Genomic DNA, 18,782 nt, shown 5'->3' with positions numbered 1-18,782 from the left:
ACTTGGAGGTAATGTTGTGGCAAATCAAATGATGGATATTGTAAAAGGTTCATTGCAAGTGTTACTGGATGATGTTGATTTCTTGCCTGAATTAGCAGGTGAAAGAAGAGAGAAGGCCTTCAGTTCCTTATTATCGATACTTTCTACGCCAGATCATGTCAATAAGTCCTTTCTAAGGGTTGCACTAGAAAATGGGCAGGTAACTAGAGTACCTGCTTTTCGTGTACAACATAATAATGTTCTAGGTCCCTATAAAGGTGGGATTCGTTTCCATGAAACGGTTAAAGAGGAGGAAGTAGTGAATCTTGCCTCTTTGATGACACTAAAGAACGCCTTACATGAAGTACCTTTTGGTGGTGGTAAGGGTGGAGTAGTCATCAATCCAAGGGAATATAGTGATAAGGACTTATATGTTATTTGTAAAAAATATGTTCAGTATTTTAGTGATATACTGGGTCCGGATAAAGATATTCCAGCCCCCGATGTTGGTACTGGTGAACGTGAGATGGACTGGATGATGGGTGAGTATAAGAGTATACGTCCGGGTGAGTCTTACCGTGGCAGTTTTACAGGGAAAAGTGTTGAAAATGGTGGTTCCTTAGGCCGAAGAGAAGCTACAGGTAAGGGGGTGTATTATACGTTTCGATACTTATTGCACGATTTTGTCAAGAGACAAGAGCATTGGTTATCAGAGCGAGATAGTATGTTTGCTAAAACTGTCTTATCTTTAAAAGATAAATCTTTAAAAATAGCAATTCAAGGGTTCGGAAATGTAGGTTCAGTCGTTGCTTTATCAGCTTATCAATGTAATCATTTGAATAATAAGGTTGTGGCAGTAAGTGATAGAAACGTAACACTGTATAATTCAGATGGCCTTGATATACCTGCCTTAATAAAATTCGTTTCCATGAATAAAGGTGATCTTCCTATGACTGGAGACCAATTAGAAACTGCAGGCGTGAAGGCAAAAATATTAGGTATCGGGGAAGTATTAACATTGGATGTAGATGTATTATTTTTGGCAGCTCTAGAAAATCAAGTGTATCAAGAAAATATGATTGATATTAAAGCAAAAATCATGGTGGAAGGTGCTAATGCCCCTGTAACTACAGTAGCCGACGGTTATTTAAGTGACAAGGGAATTATCATCATACCAGATATATTGGCAAATGCTGGTGGAGTAATTGTATCCTACCTAGAGTGGCTCCAAGGTAGAGAAACACAGTTTTATACAGAAGATGAGGTATTTGAAAAACAACTTTCAAAAATGAAAAATACCTTTGACTCTGTTTTCCCTCCGTTTTTTAGTGATTCTTTTACGTTAAGACAGCAGTGTTATATACACTCGGTAATGAAGCTCTCCAACATTTTGTACCGACAGGGGAAACTTTATTAAATAATAAAATATTTAAATAATATGAAGCACAATAATCGGCATACATTTAGGCTTATTACTGTGCTTCCATATCTTATAGTTGCAGTTGCCTATTATTTAAGAACAGAGAAGAAAGGTAAAACTACAATAGCTAGTCCTAAGAGAAAAACGGTAATAGCACCGACTTTACTTTTTCCTTTCCATAGTGTTATTGAAAAACCTAATGTATAACTAACCATTACAACCATTACAACCATTACAGCTATTACAGCAAAGAACACCTTAATCTCTTACCCCCTCTATGCTTGGAACATCACCTTGTCTACCTAATCTTCCAAGTTCCACATTAACTGAAACATTAATGTGGATATCGGGATATGTTTTCATCCAGTCAAATTTTTCCCACTCTGGAATAGATAGAAAATGTTTGCGTGCAATTAGCGACCATCCAAATGGTTCTGATTGATATTCCTCCTGCGTCTTTTTTATCGTTTTTTTGATTAATTTTTCTAACCTTTCTTCAAAAGAATTTTTCAAAGTGTTTAATTTATGTTGATCTAATTGATAATCTGTCATACTATGATTGGACAAAACTTCAATTAACACCGGTACATTTACATGAATTTCTGGTTGTTCTTTTTTGAGATTCATATCAAAGGAATTTTTACCGTTCATACTGATTCGGGTTGATATTTGATAATTCTCATCAAAAGGATCAGGGAATGACGCTAATATATCTGAAACACTCAAGGTTGGGTTTAGCAGATAAGCGATACGAGTTTCCTCTATTGTAAGTGCATCAATCATTTTTCCTTCTTTAAAGACGGCGGATCCCAAAAACTGTGTCGTGTTTGTTTCTCCTTCATAATGGAATTCCCCTGCAATAATTTGGTCTGGTTCTTGTTCTTGGGGCTGCTCTTTCTTTTCTGTTGTCCCATAAATCCCTAAAAAGAGATCTGCATCGGCTTCGGTAACCCGAAAGAAAGTGTTTAAATCAGAGGCAGGCATCATACCAGTTTCTTGTCCACGTTCAAACATCATATTAAAATATTCATGTGGTCTAGTTTCTAGCCTTGGATGATTATTTAATAAAAAAGTTAGGGTGTCTTCTCTTGTTATTAATAGCTTGGTATCCCTTCTAATTTCCATTGCCTTAGTAGCATCATAAATCCATCTAATAAACTTTTCATCTCTAGCAAATTCCTCTGACACCATAATAAGCTTGATAATGTCATATGTAATCTGCTTTGCAATTACTGTATTGGCGAAATTACGTGAGGTTATGAAATCCTCTGCTACAAACGAGATAATCTCACGCGGAGGTTCACTACTGCCTCCACCTTCAGCAGCAGTACCTGCTTCGGGGTTAGCAATTAAATAAGAAACCTTTACTAGAGATTCATTATCTTCTGCTTTATCAAGTCCAATAGCGATGACATAGGCTTGTTTTTCTGTTTCTTTTTGGTCCCAGCAGCCACCAAGAATAATAAGTAATATTATGAGTAGAACACCCTTTCCTAATTTCGTTAACTTATTCATTTTTTGTTTACTCCTTTAAGCTTTGCAATCAGCCACATAAGGCAAGGTAAAAAGAAAAAAACGGGTGATGATATAAGCAAGATTGTATCCCTTATATTGAAAATGGCGCTTGCTGGGGTTTCAGGAATAATTCCTATGAATACGATTAATGTTGCAAGGGTTGGAATAATATATTCAAACTCTTTTATTTTAAAAAGATGTCCAAACAATATTGCGGTTATGTATAGATAGGCAGAAAACCTAACAAACGATGCCATAATCCAAAAGGGAAAGAAAAAGGTTTCTAAATTGGTTAAAAAGCCAGCCTGAATAGTACGAATCACTTCATGATATGGATAATTTAATTGCATAACTGTATTGTAATCAAAGATAAAAGTATAACTTACCATTGCAATCGTTAAATTAATAACAGTAACTATTAATGCTATGCATGTTCCTTTCTTAAAATCTTTTGAACTTTTCATAAAAGGCACAAGCAGAAATAAATAAAAAAAATACAGCATAAATGGATAACCTCATAGTGCTTTCTTTCATAACTTCCCATCCCCCTGGTCCTAAAATAGGAAATAGAAAGTGGATATTTCCTTGAAAGATTGTTAAGAGCAATGATATTAAGAAGGCAGCCTGTACATAAGGAAAAACTAAATAAGCAACAGATCCAATATGTTCTAAGCCCCTCTTAGCTCCATATGCACAAGTTAGCATCAAGACACCATATATAACAATCGTAGGTGTTTTAATGAAATACATGGAACCGATAATATCAGAATAGATAGCAGTATCAATAATTAACGCAGAAAGAAACAAAAGCCACACAATCAATAAAACAAGGTAGCCCAAAAATTTACCGAACAAATCTTCAACTACGTGGATTAAACCTTTTTGCTCATAACTGGTAACAACCTTTATTAACAAATACAACGGAATAATCATGACAATTCCATTTATGATAGGTGCCATCCAGCCAGCATTAAACAATCTCTCAAATAAAATAGAAGGAGTATCGTCTGCTACTTTTAATCCGAGCATTATGATGGTTAGGACGGTAAATTCCTTTAAACCAATTTTTCCTTTTGATTCTTCCATTCATAATCTTCCTATCTCTTTTTTAAATCCTTAGGTTTCACATAGCCGGGTCTGAAGAGTTCGTTCTTTAGAACCTTACGAAATACTGTGTCGCTCGAAGATTTGTATGTCGGTGTCATAGGCGAAAGATATGGCACCCCGAATGATTTTAAGGAAACCATATAAAACATCCCTATTGTAAAGAATACTGTAATACCATATAGGCCAAACAAACTGGCACTTAATAATAATAAAAACCTACTTATTCGGATTGCAAAGTTCATACTAATATCACCAACAGCAAAAGAGCTTAATCCCCCTAATGCCACCACAATAACAACGATTGGGCTGACGATATTGGCTTGTACTGCAGCTTGACCCAAAATAAGGGCACCTACAATTCCAATAGTTGGACCAATTGGACTTGGTACACGTAGACCAGCTTCTCGAATTAGCTCGAAAGCAAATTCCATGATCAATACTTCTATAGCAGCAGGAAAGGGAACTTTTTCCCGTGTAGCTGCGATAGCAAGAAGTAAATCAGGTGGTACCATTTCAGAATGATAAGTAACAACTGCTACATAAACCGCTGACGTAAATAAAGTGATAAATAAGGCTAAATACCTTAACAATCTCGTGAAATTACCATACGCAAATCGTAGGTAATGATCTTCCGAATTATGGTAAAAGGACCAAAAAGTAGCTGGAAGTACTAAAGCATCCGGAGAATTATCCATTAGTAGTACGATGTATCCATCTTCTAAAAAGGATGTTGCACGATCAGGTCTTTCCGTATATAAAATCGTAGGGAAGATGGAATATTTACGTTCCTCAATTTGTTGCTCTAATAAACTAAGATTTTGAATAGCATCCACATCGAGGGATTTAACTCGATTTTTAACATTTTGCAATAATTTTTCGTTTACCAAGTCTTTTTGATATAGAATGTAAAGATCATTATTTGAGCGCTTAGAGATTACTACAGATTCAACAACTAGTTTTTCATTTTTTGTCCTTTTTCTTATGAGCGAAATATTTGTTGCTGCCTTTTCATTGAATGCTTCTTTAGGTCCCTTTACTACATTTTCATTTTCCGTCTTTTCTACACTTCTACCGTCAAACTGAGTTGCTCCTATTAAATATACTTGGCTTTCGCCTTCTACAAAAAGTGCCACATTCCCTTTATTTATTTCAATAAGTATTTCATTAATTACTTTTTTTGTAGTAATCGATTGAGCTGTTATAAAATCAGTAATTTCCTTTGTAGTATCTTTGTTTGTGAGTAAAGGAGTAATGATATTATCTTCAATAGACTTGGGATCGGTTATCGTATCTATGTATAAAATAGCTGCTTTTTTCATAAGTCCCGAAATATATATGTTGCGAATTTTAACATCATGGTTGTTCGGAACAGAGTAGATGGCTTTAAATGTTTCTAATGTTTTTCTAAGCTAGGATTGATAGTTGATTCTTTTAGATCAGTATCTTCTAGAGAAGGCTTCTTACCCTTCGGTGCTGTATTTTCATTATTTTTTTTATATCGTCTTCTTAACATTTTATTTTTCAACTCCAACCTACCAATCTTTACCAGGTTTTGGGGGAGTAAAAGTCCCGGTATTATTTTATTAAGTTTCCACTTTTGTTGGAAAAATATGTAGAAAACTAAAAAGTAAAATCCTACAATACGTTATGTAGGATCTTACTGTAAATAGGAGGATACATGGTTAATTGCATTTTGTAACTTTTCACTATTTCTTTGGTACACTTTCTTGGCATTTTCATTTTCTGTTGCAAGTGCAAACAACTCTAGGTCTGCTTGACACTTTTTCATGGTCGCAAGTAATAGTGGCATCTGTGTAGGGCTAGGGATAGCCAATTGGTCATCGTATAAATCAACGGTTAATTGTCCATTGTGATCTACTTGGCCTAAAAAGACATTTTCTATGCTTACATTCATTTTCTCTAGTTCGGTTTCTAACCATGTTGGATTTAGTGAAAGATTCGCAAGTGGTTCAAGTAAGGGCTTCCCATCCATAATCACCGTTTGTGGTTCATGGTCAGGGGCTAATTTAATCCCTAAATCCTTTGCAGTTAGTGGACGGTTTTCTCTTTTGGGTAAGACACTTAATTTCCCAGTAGGTTCTAATACAGCAAACTCAACATCAGCTACCTTAAATATATTTTTATCGCGAAGGCTCTCAAGTAGATCATCAGTTGAATAATGTTCTTTTTTTAGGTTATCCTCCATAATTTTGCCATTCTGTATGACAACTCTACTTTTCCCTTGAGTAGCATCTCTAAATGCTTTACTCTTAAGGGAAAAAAACTCAACTAGATAGGGGACAATGAACCATATAAACATAGAAATTAAGCCATAATAAAGTGGGCTCTCTAATGTACTAACATGAATAGCAACAATTCCACCTAAAACGATGCCAGTAATATACTCAAAGATATTTAATTGTGATAATTGTTTCATCCCTAGCCACTTTGTGAATAGAAATAAAAGGGCGAGAAGGGAGATAGCGCGAATAGCAATCTGGACCCAATCTGGCATGGTTTTTGTTTCCTTTCTATTGGTTATATTGTGGTTCTTCTCTTGCTAACAAGAGTACTTGTTTTTCCAAATCATGCTTAATTTCATTAATCATTTGCTGGGTATTTCGAAAAGCATCCCTAGAATCTGCCTCATTTGTTTGAGCTGCTAGGATACTTAAAGTTGCCTCAATTCCTTTTATACTTGCATAAAGTGTTTTTACCTGTGAACCTACTGTCATGAATGGACCTCCTTAACCTTTAGGTTTAAATAATAGCGCACCGATCATGCCAAATATAATCGCCGCGGATATACCGGAGCTAGTAACCTCAAACATTCCGGTTATAACACCGATAATCCCGTGTTTCTCAGCTTCCTGTAAAGCACCATGTACTAATGAATTACCAAAGCTAGTAATTGGTACAGTCGCACCAGCACCTGCAAAGTCAATCAATGGCTCATATAATCCGAAGCCGTCCAGAATAGCGCCAGCAACTACTAAGATACTTAAGGTGTGACCAGGTGATAACTTAAATACATCGAACATGATCTGGCCAATTACACATATGATTCCACCCACTACAAATGCCCAGAAAAATATCATTTAGCATCACTCCCTGACTCAATAGAAACTGCATGGGCAATGCAAGGTATTGGATCTTTTTGATTCACGCTTAGTGGGGAGTGGAGGGCACCAGTTGCCACTACTAATATTTTTTCTAGTTCTCCTTTATTCATTAAATCAATAAAGTGTCCATATACAGCTACTGCAGAACAGGCAGGTCCACTTCCTCCAGCCAAAACGGGTTGGTCTTCTCGATAGATGGTTAGACCACAATCAACGAACTTCTCTTCTGGAATATTGATATCGTTTTTGTGCAATAGATCTAATGCCACCTCACGACCGATATGGGCGAGGTCTCCAGTTATGATTAGATCATAATAGGAAGCATCAATCTCCCTCTCCTTTAAGTGTGCTATGATTGTATCCACGGCAGCAGGAGCCATTGCTCCTCCCATATTAAAGGGGTCTGTCATCCCCATATCGACGACTTTTCCAATAGTTGCGGATGTAATTCTAGGACCTTGTCCAGTTTTTGCCACTAAAGCACATCCAGCACCGGTCACTGTCCATTGGGCGGTTGGAGGTTTCTGACCACCATATTCTGTCGGATAACGAAATTGCTTCTCAGCTGCGGCATTGTGGCTAGAGGTCCCACTTAGTATATATTCAGCTCCGTTCGCATTAATTATTAGTGCTGATAAAGCGAGACTCTCCATAGACGTTGCACAAGCACTAAATAATCCAAAATAAGGAGAACCGATAGTCTTCGCTGCAAAACTTGAAGGAGTTATTTGATTTATTAGGTCTCCGCTAATGAAAAAGGACACTTGCTCTTTTTGAATGGGACTATTTTTAATGGCATACTGACACGCTTCCTCCATCATCGTTTGCTGTGCTTTTTCAAACGAAGCCTGCTCTAGCCACATATCATCGTGTAAGATGTTAAACGCGTGAGGTATTTTTCCATTTGATTCAAAAGGCCCTCCTACGGTCCCAGTTGATATAATTACTGGACTGTTTTCAAATATCCATGTGCGATGTCCAGTCAACATTAGAATCCACCCCAAGTAATAATAATTGTTTTTATTAAGGCAACGACAAATGCTGAGAATACGCCAAATAGAATGACGGATCCAGCTAACTTAAACATATTCCCGCCAACACCAAGAACAAATCCTTCAGTCCGGTGTTCAATTGCAGCAGATATTACGGCATTCCCAAAGCCTGTAACCGGTACAGCTGAACCAGCGCCTGCAAATTGGCCAATGCGATCATATATACCAAATCCAGTTAAAAGCATGGTGATAAATATTAAAGTAGCAGTTGTCGGGTTACCGGCGGTTTGCTCTGTAAAATCAAAGAAATAGATATAAAAAGTGGAGATGATTTGGCCGATAAAACAAATAAAACCGCCTACAAAGAAAGCTTTTATACAATTTTTTACGACAGGACGTTTAACTTCTCTTTGATCTTGAAATTGTTGATAGTCTTGAGCTTGAGGAGGAAGGTTTTTTTTCTTTTTATCTGCCATTCGAATTCCCTTCTTTCGTAATTTATGTTTGTTCTTTCAAGAGCTTACTTATGTGTTGTAATTGTTTTTTAATTCTTTTTTCGATATGTTATTGTTTTTAATTTTCTCTTCTAGTTTAGTTAGCTCGAGTATAATTTTCTTGTCAGTCGCTAATTCCACTTTTATATTTTTGAATTTCTTATCCATTTCTTTGGATAGCGTTGTGTTCAGTTTCTTTAAGTTGAACCTCTCGTGATGAGGTACTTCAATTGCAATGACAAGTAGGTCGTCAGTGTTTACTGCATATATATTGTTGATGTCCTCTTTAGTGGATAGTATTTGCTTGGCTTCGTTAGAATACTCTTGGTCATAAACATTTTTAGCAGAGATTTTTGTTACATTAACAGGGTTTTGGTTGTTTTGTTGCTGGGAACTATTTTCTTCACTACAACCAATTGTGAGTGAGAAAAGCAATCCAATTAGGATGAGAAATGGAGTTTTTTTCATCTGCTTCACCTATTTCGTTTGTATTAGAAAAAATAGGGGAGAAGACTCCCCCATATATTAAAATCCTTTATATTGAGGCTCTTCTTGCTCAATTTGTTGAACACGTGGTTCTACAGAATTCAAAATGCTCTGCGTTTGTTGTGCTGCTTGCTCGTAGAGTTGTTTAGCTTGTTTATTTTCTGTTTGCAATGCAAACTGTTCAAAGCTTGCTTGGACACTTTTTAACCCCGCTACCGCTTGTTTAATTTGGCTACCGACTGTCATGTAAAGTCCTCCTTGTTCGTGATGTTCGATATTTGGATTTATGAAATACAAGTGGAATATACTTGTCATTTTGTTTCCAAAAATGAAAAAGGTGCTCCACTTAGGAACACCTTTAGTATTTTGCTAAACTGTCTGTGAATATGCTGGTAAATAGATGGAAATTAATTTGAAACGTTGAAGAGAATATCATTGGTCGTCTCAATTATTTCCGTATCTGTTTTTTCTGTATTGGTTTGCAATGTATCAGGTACAGATATTAAGATGGACTCATCATCCACCCAACTTGTCGATAATATAGGCCAGTTATAATCGAGTAAATTGTTTTCAATATCATCGTTCTCCAAAGACATGATGTCCCATTCTTGTAAATCGATAACAACAATGTTTGAGACGGAATATTCTTGCGAGGTGTCACGAGAAAATTTTAATAATAATTTTGTTCCTTCTGGGGATAAAATAAACTCCTCATAGCTTGCTAAATCTGCAACGAGAAAGTCCGTATTCTCTGAGTTGTGGTCTAATAACAAATAGGAACAATGATCGGCTTTATTACAAGAGAATTCGAGTAAATAAATATCATTATCATCAATATTTAATAAATGCTGAAAATCCATTTTTTCAATAACCTGTTGACGGTCTTTGACAGCGTGTAAGTAGGAGGAGAGGATAGGAATTTGATTCAAATTAACTCGTACAACCTCTTCCTCTAATGTAAACTCTATGAACTCATCGACCTTTTCGTTATCTGTAACTTCCTCGATGAGTTCTGGTTCTTCTTTCGTGTCCTCTGGGGGAGTTTCAACCTTTACAATAGCGGGTTGCTCATGAGAACAAGCGGTAAGAACAAGTACAAATAAGAATAATAAACCAAGTATTTTCTTCATCATATAAGACACTCCAATTCAATTGTATTCATTTCGTAATAATGGCAGATGCAGTCAATAGTAATTTCAAATTTAGAATTAGCAGCCATTATAATTGATGGAATAATCTTATTATACTTGAACACTTGGTTTATGGAAGACCTATTTTGACAATAGTGTTTGGACATTCTAATGGTTTCTTGATTCTTTCACTTTATCTTTTATAGATAATTTATTAGCGCGATTTATCAGTATGATGATTAACAAAATGAGTAGTGATACGGTAATCCAAACAGAGAGCATTGTTTTTACCTCCTATCTTTTTTCTTAGTATGTGTCATGCAAAAATAGTTATCATTTATTTATAACATTTGGTAAACTGATTTTAATCCATGAAATATGAAAGGAGGGACGAAATGAAAACTTTTCTGCTAAAGTCATTACAAATAATGGAAAGGATTGGAGATGATATACACAAGAAGGATTTTAACTTGTTGGATGGACTAATTATTAACCGTGAAGATGAAAAAAACACATGGCTGGTAGAGGCGCTGCTAGATGCGGATTATATAAATTATTTTAAAGAATTAAAAGAAAAACGGGATCAAGTGATGATAGAAGTTAACATTACAAAACTTACCAATCCACCGGTTATGTTCCGTACTACTATAGATAGTATCAATAAGGTAGGGAACCATATCAGTATCATTTTTACTGGGACTATTATTGATAAAAGAAATCGTAAAATGGAAGAATTACTAGCAGAATTGATCGAAAAGGGTTACGAAGGGGAGGAGTTGCTAGAGAAATTCAAACAGATATTGTAAGAAGGCTAGATTAATCCAGTGAACTAGCCTTCCTAAATGATTCAATTATTATTTTCCAATGCTTCTAAAAGTAAATCAACAATATGTACTGCGCGTATTGTATGAGACAGACCTTCTCTTTCAATACCCATTAACAGTTGTAGAAGGCAGCCGGGATTTGCTGTAACTATAGTGGTTGCATTGGTATTTCTTACATGCCTCATTTTATCATCCAGTATTTTTAATGACATTTCAGATTCTAATAAATTATAAATTCCAGCAGAACCACAACATTTATCTGCATCTTTCATCTCAACGTATTTGACACCTTGAATCGAGGTTAATAATTGTCTGTGCTCCAAGTAAGTTTTTTGTCCATTCCTTAGATGACAGGAGTCTTGGTAGGTTACTATCTGTTCATCAAGCTTTAGCATATTACTGCTAAAATCCAACTTCATTAATATACTGCTTATATCGATAATCTTCATGGAAAATTCCTCAGCTCTTTTTGACCACAAAGGGTCATCACGTAAAAGATAATGATAATCAAGTAAGAAAGCTCCACAGCCACCGGCATTTGTAACAATATATTCTGCTTTGGTATTCTCGAATGTTAGAATATTATTCCTTGCCATCTCCTTAGCTTTTTCTAATTCACCACTATGTCCGTGTAGTGCACCACAACAATTTTGTCCCTGTGGAATAACAACCTCACATCCAGCGTATTGTAACAATTTCAATGTAGCATTATTTGTTTCCAAAAAGATTGTATCCATTAGACAACCTGAAAAGAATGCAACCCGCATTCCGGAATGCTGAGGGGGTGGCAAGTAATTTGGGCGATTTTTCATTTCATTACGACTAGGTACTTTAGGAAGAACCTTATCCATTGTTTTCATTGTTTCTGGGAAGAAATCCAAAATACCACTATTTCGAGTAAGTTTTTGGAGACCAGACCGTTGATAAAAACCCAGTAGACTAGTAGATTTTATCATCCTTTCTTGTTTTGGAAAGATAGAATTCAAAATAAATCGATGGGTAAATTTCTCGGATAGAGATGTTTTTTTGTGTTGGTAAAAACTTTCTCTTGCTTGTTCAAGGAGATGTCCATATTGGACTCCAGACGGACATACTGGTTCACATGCTCGACAACCTAAGCACAAGTCAAGAGAATGCTTCACATCCATGTCTGGTTCGATTACGCCATCCACTACAGCCTTCATTAGAGCAATTCTTCCTCTTGGAGAATGAGTTTCATCCATATTGGTTTCTATATACGTAGGACAACTAGATAAGCAGAAACCACAGCGTGTACAGTTAAGCAGTTCATTATAGTCCATATTTTCTTTAAAGGCGTTCGCGATATCATTTTTTTCTTTTGGTTTCATTATTTTTGTACCACCAATCGTTGCCGTTCTAGAAAGACAAACATCTTACCGGGATTCATGATAAGATTTGGATCAATTGCCCGTTTAATAGCTTTCATTGCCTCAATCCCAGCACTGCCAACCTTTAGATTTAAGTAGGGTAGCTTCATTGCCCCAACACCATGTTCACCTGTTATGGTTCCACCTAATTCGATAGCCTTATGGAATATTTCTTCGAAGGCTTTTTCAACACGGCTCATTTCATCCGTATCCCGTATATCCGTTAGGCAGGTTGGGTGTAGATTTCCATCTCCTGCATGTCCAAAAGTACAGATAGTCAATCTATTCCTTTTCGCAATAGATTGAATAGCCATCACCATATTTGCGATTTCTGAGCGGGGAACAGTGGCATCTTCAAGAATCGTAGTGGGTTTTAGACGGGCAAGTGCTGTTAAGGCTAACCTCCTAGCTGCTGTTAAGGCTTCGGCTTCCTCTTTCGTTTGAGCAATCGTTACCTCTCTGGCATGATGGTCACGACAAATAGCCTCGATTCTCCCTATATCATTTTGTACATTCGTTGAAGTGCCGTCTTGTTCGATTAACAGTACAGCTTGAACATTGGTAGGCAATCCAATTTTTGCAAAATCCTCCACTGCCTTTAGAGTTGGTTGGTCTAATAATTCGAGAGTAGCCGGTATAATTCTATTGGATATAATGGAGGATACAGTGTGTGCTGCATCTTCCATTTTATTGTACAGTGCCAACATGGTTTTTTTGGTTTCTGGCATTGGTATTAGTTTTAGTGTTGCTTCAGTTACAATGCCTAAAGTGCCTTCTGAACCAACTATTAGGCTAGTAAGATCATATCCTGCAACATCCTTTGCTAACTTTCCTCCGGTACGAATAATTTCCCCATTTGCGAGTACAACCTCTAGTCCCATAACATAATCACGAGTTACTCCATATTTTAATCCACGGAGACCACCAGAATTTTCGTTAATATTTCCTCCTATTTGTGATACCTTCATAGAACTGGGATCAGGTGGATAAAATAGTCCCTTCTCTTCAACGGATTTTATTAGCGATTCAGTGATGACACCTGGTTGTGTTCGGACAGTTAAATTCTCTTCATCAATTTCCAAAATTCTATTGAAATGCTTCATCAATAAGACAATACCACCATGAAGTGGGGTAGTGCCTGCACTTAGATTAGTCCCTGATCCTCTAGGCGTAATGGGTATCCTGTGATGATTACACAGTTTTACTATGCGTGCGACTTCTTCAGTATTTCGTGGAGAAACGACTGCATCTGGAAGAGATTGAAAACCAGGTGTTGCATCATAGGAATAGGCTAAAAGACTAGAATTGGATACCTGTATGTTCTTCACGCCAACAATTTCTATTAATTCATTCTGTATCGATTCTGTCAGCATAGTAGCATTCTCCTAATGGATAATGATGTCGAAGGTAATTAAATACCTTACAATAAATTTTATTTATATTCAGAAATAATTATTCGTGCTAATCAGATGTAAACAATTTATGTACAAACACAACTTTCTAAAATAGCTTTTTTTCGTTATAATCTGTAATATTCTCCTTTATTTTTTTGTTTTATGAAAATAGAGGAAATCTCAATAAATCATTGCTATAATAAAAAGAATGAATGACCATTTTTTGGCAGATGGGAAAGTATTAAAAATCTTTCTCACCTGCATAAGAAAAACAAGTACATTTACAAAGAACGAGCGAATGCGAGTTTTTCTAAGCAAACTAGGGAGTATGAACAATGCTATTACCAAAATCTTTTCTAAGATGGATTAATAAAATATCGCCAGTTCGAATCATATTATTCTTCTACCTGGTGGCAGCAGTGTTTTCCACTGCAATCATGTCACTACCTATTGCATACCAGGATGGTGTGGAGATTGAATTCATAGATATTGTATTCACCTCTATCAGTGCACTTAGTGTTACCGGCTTAAGCACCATCACTATAGCTGATACATTAAGCACAACCGGGATAATCCTTTTAGCTTTTATTCTACAGTTAGGTGCTGTGGGGGTAATGGCCATTGGAACGTTTATCTGGTTACTTCTAGGAAAAAAAATTGGCCTAAAAGAACGGCGATTAATTATGACGGATCAGAACCAAAATAATTTTGAAGGTATGGTTCGATTAATCAAACAAATTGTATTAGTACTTTTGACAGTCGAGTTAATCTCTTTCTTTGTTTTGGGTACTTATTTTCTGAAGTATTACCATGACCCGGGCACAGCATATTTTCATGGATTTTTTAGCACGATTAGCGCTATAACAAATGGTGGTTTTGATATAACTGGGGCTTCTCTAATTCCATATAAAGACGATTACTTCGTCCAGTTTATCAATATGCTTTTAATCATTTTTGGTGCTATTGGATTTCCTGTGTTAATTGAAATAAAGAATTTCTTGTTTTCAAAAAAAGAAAATCGGATGTTCATGCACTTTAGCTTATTTGCGAAACTGACGACCCTAACATTTGCTATCTTAATCGTCGTCGGAACCATTGGGATCTATTTATTAGATTTTAATGAGTTTTTTAAAGGGAAAAGTTGGCATGAAGCGTTTTTCTATGCTTTATTTCAGTCTGTAACTACTAGGAGTGGTGGTTTGGCCACGATGGATGTTAGTCAGCTTTCGGAGGCGAACCATTTATGGATGTCATTACTAATGTTTATAGGAGCATCTCCTAGTAGTGCAGGTGGGGGAATTCGAACAACTACCTTTGCTCTAGTAGTTATATTTATCATTACATATGCTCGTGGTGGGACTAGTATTCGTATATTTAGAAGAGAAGTTCATGATGAAGATTTAATGAAAGCTGTAACGGTTACCTTGATGGCTATGATGATGGTGTTTTTATCCATCATTATTATTACAAAGATTGAACCTTATTCTATCGTTGAAATAATGTTTGAGGTAACATCTGCATTCGGTACAGTGGGATTATCGCTAGGTATTACAGGGGAATTAACAACCATGACAAAGATTATCCTCATGATTTTAATGTTTATTGGTAGAGTAGGGATTATTACATTTTTATTTATGTTTAAGAAATCCAAACGCACCGGAGATTATCATTACCCGAAGGAACGTATTAGTATCGGTTAAAGAGATAACAAATGAGGAGAAACCCTAATGACAAGAAAACAATTATCATTACCATTATCGAATCATTTACTGTCATTCTTAAAAGAGGCAATTATTATTGTGGATGGAGAAGGAGTAATACTGGAGGGAAATGAAGCGGCTTTTTCGATTTTAAATTCGAATTCTTCTAAGACAAATGCTATAGAAGATTATTTGGATTTTCATCTATTAGCTGGTGAACAAAAGTCGCACTTAATAATGGAAATCAAACATGAGAAAGGCAAATTAATCGAAGTAAAGTCCTTAATGATAGAAGATGGGATATATTGTCTGCTACTAAAAGAATTATCGGTATGTGACCGAGCGGAAGAGATTAAGCAGTATATTAATCAAATATCTGAAGGATCTGTTGAAGGAATCGTATTATACGAATCTAAAAAGATCATAGACTGTGATGAGAACTTTGCGACTATGTTTGGTTATACGAAAGAAGAAATAAAAGCAATAGCAATGGATGAATTAATGGATCCGAAAAGTTATCGAAAACTAGTTGATTATGAGCATCTTGATACCGATAGTGCTGTAGAGTTAAAAGGGAAAAGAAATGATGGAACTGTTTTTTATATCGAGATGTATCAATATCCATATTATAAAAATGGAAAAATAGTTCGCGCGGCAAGTATAAGAGATGTGACAGAGCGAATAGCAAATGAAAATAAGATTGAGTATATGGCATACTATGACGAATTGACAGATATACCAAATCGAAACTTTTTTCTTAAGGTGCTTAAGGAAGCCATCCAGCAAGCCAAAGAGGTAGACGAACAGGTTGCTGTATTCTTTTTAGATTTAGATTACTTTAAGGAAATTAATGATACTTTAGGCTATTCCTTTGGCGATCAATTACTACAGGCTTGTGCTAATCGTTTAAAAACGTTTCAGCAAATGGACACTTTTGTTGCAAGAATGAGTGGGGATGAATTTCTAATTCTACAACGTGATACTTCTAAAAATCAGGCAATAATCTTTGCAGAAAAGCTAATTGCCGAATTTGAAAAGCCAATTAAAATAGACGAATATGAAATTTACACAACTGTAAGTATTGGGATCAGTATTTTTCCTGAGAATGGGTCAACGCCGTCTGATTTAATAAAACATGCAGATTCTGCTATGTATGTGATAAAAGAGAAGCATCGCAATTATTATAACTTGTTTGATTCATCCATATCAGAGAATTTTAAAACTATGCTTACGATGGAATCAGAACTAAGAAAAGCATTAGCAGAAAAGAGTTTTGAACTCCATTATCAACCGCAAAAAAGCTTGTGTAATGATGAAGTTGTGGGATTAGAGGCATTAATTCGTTGGAAACATCCTGAAAAAGGCTACATAAGTCCTGTAGACTTCATTCCTTTAGCTGAAAAGACTGGTTTAATTATTGATATTGGTGATTGGGTCCTGTATGAGGCATGTAGACAAAATAAGGAATGGCAGGATGATGGATTTAAACCGGTAACTGTTAGTGTAAATTTATCTGCGAAGCAATTTCACCAACGCAATCTCGTTCATAAGATAAAAGAGGTATTAGAGGAAACAGGCCTTGATCCACGTTATTTGGAGTTGGAGATAACAGAAAGTATGGCAATGTCCAATGAAGAAGAAATATTACACACTTTAAATGATTTAAGAAATATTGGCGTACTAGTGTCTATTGATGATTTCGGCACAGGTTATTCTTCTTTTAAGTATTTAAGTATGTTTCCCATTACAAAGTTGAAAATAGATAAAATGTTCTTAAATGAGAATCAAATACAAAATCAAGCCATCATCAAGTCTATTATTCACATGTCGCATTCTTTAAACATGAAAGTTATCGCTGAAGGTGTAGAGACTGTGGAGCAGTTGGACTTTCTAACGAATGTTCGATGTGATCAAATGCAAGGATATTTCTTTAGTAAACCATTACCACCTGAACAATTACGGCGATTTTTAGTATGAAATACATAATGCCTCTAGACAATGTATGTATACATCGTTAGAGGCATTTTTGATGGATTGGAAATTATCCAATTCGTAATCTAAATAAAAAACATTTGGGGTTTATTCAGTTTCTATTTTTTCTCGTCTAAAGTAATTATTTTTAATTGGTCATTTTCATAACCGATGGTAAATTCATAGGTGATTTTATTGATGAGTTGCTCTTCTTTATTAGGTTGATTTTTTGTGAAAGACACATCAACAAGTACATTTACATTGTTATCATCAGTTAGTGTAGTGGATTGATGACTGTATTCTACATCTACCACCTGAATATAATCCTCCCGGAAATTAGTGTAAGAGGTTTTGGATTGGATAGAATCACCTAATAGGGAATAGGCAGCAACGTAATCCCGGATGATTAGACTGTCTATAAAGTATTCCATCACATATTCAGCATCAAATTTAAATTGTTCTGGATCAAAGGACTTTAATAAGTCTTCTGTACTGGTAAAGTCTAACTGATTATTCGTTGCTTCATTGGACCATGTCTCAATGTCTTTGATAACATCTGTTATTGGGATACTAAAACCAATGGTTCCGTCATCTGTTCCCACCGAATTAATACCGACTACTTTACCGGTATTTCTGTTGATTAATGGACCTCCACTATTTCCATGGGTTATTTGAGCAGAAATTTGATAGACATTATGATAATCAAATCCATCCACCGTGAAATTACGTGCAGTACCTGAAATTATCCCTAGTGTAACTGTATTTTGAAAACCGTGTGGACTGCCAAGAGCAATAACTTCATCACCAATTTCAGAAGTAATCTCTTTCTCTATTGCTAATCCTTCTTCTCCTGCAAGTTGTGGTACTCGGATCACAGCAATGTCCGTTGAATCACCAATTCGAATGACAGCTGCAGGATATACACGAGCATTGGCAGTTCGAACATAGATCGCCTCTGCATCTTTTACGACATGAGCATTTGTGATGATATCCCCTTTTTCGTTAAAAAGAAATCCAGAACCAGTAAGGGTATTAACCTCATCTCTTGCTTCAATTTGTACGACATTTTTTTCAGCTTCATGAATGATAGTCTTTAAATCAATTGTTTCATTATCTGTTTGTACTTGTTCAATGTTAGGGTTACTTATGGTTAATTCCTCGGAACGCCATGTAAAAAACAAATAAATAAGAATGCTAATTCCAAGGCATAGAAGTACAATAGAAACGATCATCGGTAACTTTTTCTTCACATATAACATT

20 protein-coding genes are annotated in these 18,782 nt (G+C 35.8%); 4 read left to right on the top strand and 16 right to left on the bottom strand.

The features are described from left to right. Window positions 1-16 precede the first annotated feature (16 nt). The gene (locus G5W_RS0111660; RefSeq protein WP_010096869.1) at window positions 17-1,396 is read left to right on the top strand and encodes a Glu/Leu/Phe/Val family dehydrogenase; all 1,380 of its coding nucleotides are present in this window, start codon (window positions 17-19) and stop codon (window positions 1,394-1,396) included. 92 nt (window positions 1,397-1,488) lie between these two features. Here the strand turns inward: G5W_RS0111660 and G5W_RS23780 are convergent, their stop codons facing one another. The 13 genes from G5W_RS23780 to G5W_RS0111595 form a co-directional block, all read right to left on the bottom strand. Next, complete coding sequence (locus G5W_RS23780; protein ID WP_010096867.1) at window positions 1,489-1,656, bottom strand: hypothetical protein; 168 nt, start codon at window positions 1,654-1,656, stop codon at window positions 1,489-1,491. A 1-nt stretch (window position 1,657) separates the two neighbouring features. Continuing rightward, the gene (locus G5W_RS0111650; protein ID WP_010096865.1) at window positions 1,658-2,914 is read right to left on the bottom strand and encodes a Ger(x)C family spore germination protein; all 1,257 of its coding nucleotides are present in this window, start codon (window positions 2,912-2,914) and stop codon (window positions 1,658-1,660) included. Further along, window positions 2,911-3,378, bottom strand: a complete 468-nt coding sequence (locus G5W_RS24505; protein ID WP_029191106.1) for a GerAB/ArcD/ProY family transporter — start codon at window positions 3,376-3,378, stop codon at window positions 2,911-2,913. The genes G5W_RS0111650 and G5W_RS24505 overlap by 4 nt, the downstream gene beginning before the upstream one ends. Continuing rightward, window positions 3,356-4,000 carry a GerAB/ArcD/ProY family transporter gene (locus G5W_RS24500; RefSeq protein ID WP_029191105.1) on the bottom strand — a complete coding sequence of 215 codons (645 nt, stop codon included), beginning with the start codon at window positions 3,998-4,000 and terminating at the stop codon, window positions 3,356-3,358. The genes G5W_RS24505 and G5W_RS24500 overlap by 23 nt, the downstream gene beginning before the upstream one ends. Before the next feature lie 11 nt (window positions 4,001-4,011). Then, entirely contained in the window at window positions 4,012-5,340 is a 1,329-nt protein-coding gene (locus G5W_RS21015; protein WP_010096863.1) for a spore germination protein, read from the bottom strand. A 338-nt stretch (window positions 5,341-5,678) separates the two neighbouring features. Continuing rightward, the gene (locus G5W_RS0111630) at window positions 5,679-6,536 is read right to left on the bottom strand and encodes a DUF421 domain-containing protein (protein ID WP_010096860.1); all 858 of its coding nucleotides are present in this window, start codon (window positions 6,534-6,536) and stop codon (window positions 5,679-5,681) included. A gap of 16 nt (window positions 6,537-6,552) precedes the next feature. Then, window positions 6,553-6,756 (bottom strand): DUF1657 domain-containing protein, encoded by a 204-nt coding sequence (locus G5W_RS0111625; protein WP_010096859.1) that lies wholly within the window; start codon window positions 6,754-6,756, stop codon window positions 6,553-6,555. A 12-nt stretch (window positions 6,757-6,768) separates the two neighbouring features. Continuing rightward, window positions 6,769-7,119, bottom strand: a complete 351-nt coding sequence (gene spoVAE / locus G5W_RS0111620) for a stage V sporulation protein AE (protein ID WP_010096858.1) — start codon at window positions 7,117-7,119, stop codon at window positions 6,769-6,771. Further along, window positions 7,116-8,132, bottom strand: coding sequence for a stage V sporulation protein AD (gene spoVAD, locus G5W_RS0111615; protein ID WP_010096857.1), 1,017 nt, complete (start codon window positions 8,130-8,132; stop codon window positions 7,116-7,118). The genes spoVAE and spoVAD overlap by 4 nt, the downstream gene beginning before the upstream one ends. Then, complete coding sequence (spoVAC, locus tag G5W_RS0111610) at window positions 8,132-8,611, bottom strand: stage V sporulation protein AC (protein ID WP_010096855.1); 480 nt, start codon at window positions 8,609-8,611, stop codon at window positions 8,132-8,134. Before spoVAC ends, spoVAD begins: the two co-directional genes overlap by 1 nt. 48 nt (window positions 8,612-8,659) lie before the next feature. Next, complete coding sequence (locus G5W_RS0111605) at window positions 8,660-9,097, bottom strand: hypothetical protein (RefSeq protein ID WP_010096854.1); 438 nt, start codon at window positions 9,095-9,097, stop codon at window positions 8,660-8,662. Between the two features lie 57 nt (window positions 9,098-9,154). Continuing rightward, entirely contained in the window at window positions 9,155-9,361 is a 207-nt protein-coding gene (locus tag G5W_RS0111600; protein ID WP_010096853.1) for a DUF1657 domain-containing protein, read from the bottom strand. 161 nt (window positions 9,362-9,522) lie between these two features. Continuing rightward, the gene (locus G5W_RS0111595) at window positions 9,523-10,248 is read right to left on the bottom strand and encodes a hypothetical protein (RefSeq protein WP_010096852.1); all 726 of its coding nucleotides are present in this window, start codon (window positions 10,246-10,248) and stop codon (window positions 9,523-9,525) included. 392 nt (window positions 10,249-10,640) lie between these two features. On the opposite strand from G5W_RS0111595, the gene G5W_RS0111585 reads away from it, so the two are divergent. Continuing rightward, on the top strand, window positions 10,641-11,051 hold the full coding sequence (locus tag G5W_RS0111585; RefSeq protein WP_010096848.1) for a YwpF family protein: 411 nt from the start codon (window positions 10,641-10,643) through the stop codon (window positions 11,049-11,051). A 41-nt stretch (window positions 11,052-11,092) separates the two neighbouring features. Here G5W_RS0111585 and G5W_RS0111580 read toward each other — a convergent pair whose 3' ends face one another. After that, complete coding sequence (locus tag G5W_RS0111580) at window positions 11,093-12,418, bottom strand: (Fe-S)-binding protein (protein ID WP_010096846.1); 1,326 nt, start codon at window positions 12,416-12,418, stop codon at window positions 11,093-11,095. Then, the gene (glcD, locus tag G5W_RS0111575; RefSeq protein ID WP_010096845.1) at window positions 12,418-13,830 is read right to left on the bottom strand and encodes a glycolate oxidase subunit GlcD; all 1,413 of its coding nucleotides are present in this window, start codon (window positions 13,828-13,830) and stop codon (window positions 12,418-12,420) included. Before glcD ends, G5W_RS0111580 begins: the two co-directional genes overlap by 1 nt. 356 nt (window positions 13,831-14,186) lie before the next feature. On the opposite strand from glcD, the gene G5W_RS0111570 reads away from it, so the two are divergent. Both G5W_RS0111570 and G5W_RS21010 read left to right on the top strand, forming a co-directional pair. After that, window positions 14,187-15,551 (top strand): TrkH family potassium uptake protein, encoded by a 1,365-nt coding sequence (locus G5W_RS0111570; protein WP_010096844.1) that lies wholly within the window; start codon window positions 14,187-14,189, stop codon window positions 15,549-15,551. A gap of 27 nt (window positions 15,552-15,578) precedes the next feature. Continuing rightward, window positions 15,579-17,528 carry an EAL domain-containing protein gene (locus G5W_RS21010; protein WP_010096843.1) on the top strand — a complete coding sequence of 650 codons (1,950 nt, stop codon included), beginning with the start codon at window positions 15,579-15,581 and terminating at the stop codon, window positions 17,526-17,528. Between the two features lie 113 nt (window positions 17,529-17,641). Here G5W_RS21010 and G5W_RS0111560 read toward each other — a convergent pair whose 3' ends face one another. Next, window positions 17,642-18,781, bottom strand: a complete 1,140-nt coding sequence (locus G5W_RS0111560; protein WP_010096842.1) for a S1C family serine protease — start codon at window positions 18,779-18,781, stop codon at window positions 17,642-17,644. Between the last annotated feature and the right edge of the window lies 1 nt (window position 18,782).

The sequence above is a fragment of the Ornithinibacillus scapharcae TW25 genome (assembly GCF_000190475.1).
GTDB lineage: Bacteria > Bacillota > Bacilli > Bacillales > Amphibacillaceae > Ornithinibacillus > Ornithinibacillus scapharcae.
Note: the sequence above shows the minus strand (reverse complement) of the source record. Positions and strands in the feature narration are given on the sequence as shown.

Bases quoted from the DNA above. Each gene is read 5' to 3' on its own strand.
- G5W_RS0111650 (WP_010096865.1), bottom strand. From the start codon at position 2,914: ATGAATAAGTTAACGAAATTAGGAAAGGGTGTTCTACTCATAATATTA.
- G5W_RS24505 (WP_029191106.1), bottom strand. From the start codon at position 3,378: ATGAAAAGTTCAAAAGATTTTAAGAAAGGAACATGCATAGCATTAATA.
- G5W_RS24500 (WP_029191105.1), bottom strand. From the start codon at position 4,000: ATGGAAGAATCAAAAGGAAAAATTGGTTTAAAGGAATTTACCGTCCTA.
- G5W_RS21015 (WP_010096863.1), bottom strand. From the start codon at position 5,340: ATGAAAAAAGCAGCTATTTTATACATAGATACGATAACCGATCCCAAG.
- G5W_RS0111630 (WP_010096860.1), bottom strand. From the start codon at position 6,536: ATGCCAGATTGGGTCCAGATTGCTATTCGCGCTATCTCCCTTCTCGCC.
- G5W_RS0111625 (WP_010096859.1), bottom strand. From the start codon at position 6,756: ATGACAGTAGGTTCACAGGTAAAAACACTTTATGCAAGTATAAAAGGA.
- spoVAE (WP_010096858.1), bottom strand. From the start codon at position 7,119: ATGATATTTTTCTGGGCATTTGTAGTGGGTGGAATCATATGTGTAATT.
- spoVAD (WP_010096857.1), bottom strand. From the start codon at position 8,132: ATGTTGACTGGACATCGCACATGGATATTTGAAAACAGTCCAGTAATT.
- spoVAC (WP_010096855.1), bottom strand. From the start codon at position 8,611: ATGGCAGATAAAAAGAAAAAAAACCTTCCTCCTCAAGCTCAAGACTAT.
- G5W_RS0111605 (WP_010096854.1), bottom strand. From the start codon at position 9,097: ATGAAAAAAACTCCATTTCTCATCCTAATTGGATTGCTTTTCTCACTC.
- G5W_RS0111600 (WP_010096853.1), bottom strand. From the start codon at position 9,361: ATGACAGTCGGTAGCCAAATTAAACAAGCGGTAGCGGGGTTAAAAAGT.
- G5W_RS0111595 (WP_010096852.1), bottom strand. From the start codon at position 10,248: ATGATGAAGAAAATACTTGGTTTATTATTCTTATTTGTACTTGTTCTT.
- G5W_RS0111585 (WP_010096848.1), top strand. From the start codon at position 10,641: ATGAAAACTTTTCTGCTAAAGTCATTACAAATAATGGAAAGGATTGGA.
- G5W_RS0111580 (WP_010096846.1), bottom strand. From the start codon at position 12,418: ATGAAACCAAAAGAAAAAAATGATATCGCGAACGCCTTTAAAGAAAAT.
- glcD (WP_010096845.1), bottom strand. From the start codon at position 13,830: ATGCTGACAGAATCGATACAGAATGAATTAATAGAAATTGTTGGCGTG.
- G5W_RS0111570 (WP_010096844.1), top strand. From the start codon at position 14,187: ATGCTATTACCAAAATCTTTTCTAAGATGGATTAATAAAATATCGCCA.
- G5W_RS21010 (WP_010096843.1), top strand. From the start codon at position 15,579: ATGACAAGAAAACAATTATCATTACCATTATCGAATCATTTACTGTCA.
- G5W_RS0111560 (WP_010096842.1), bottom strand. From the start codon at position 18,781: ATGTTATATGTGAAGAAAAAGTTACCGATGATCGTTTCTATTGTACTT.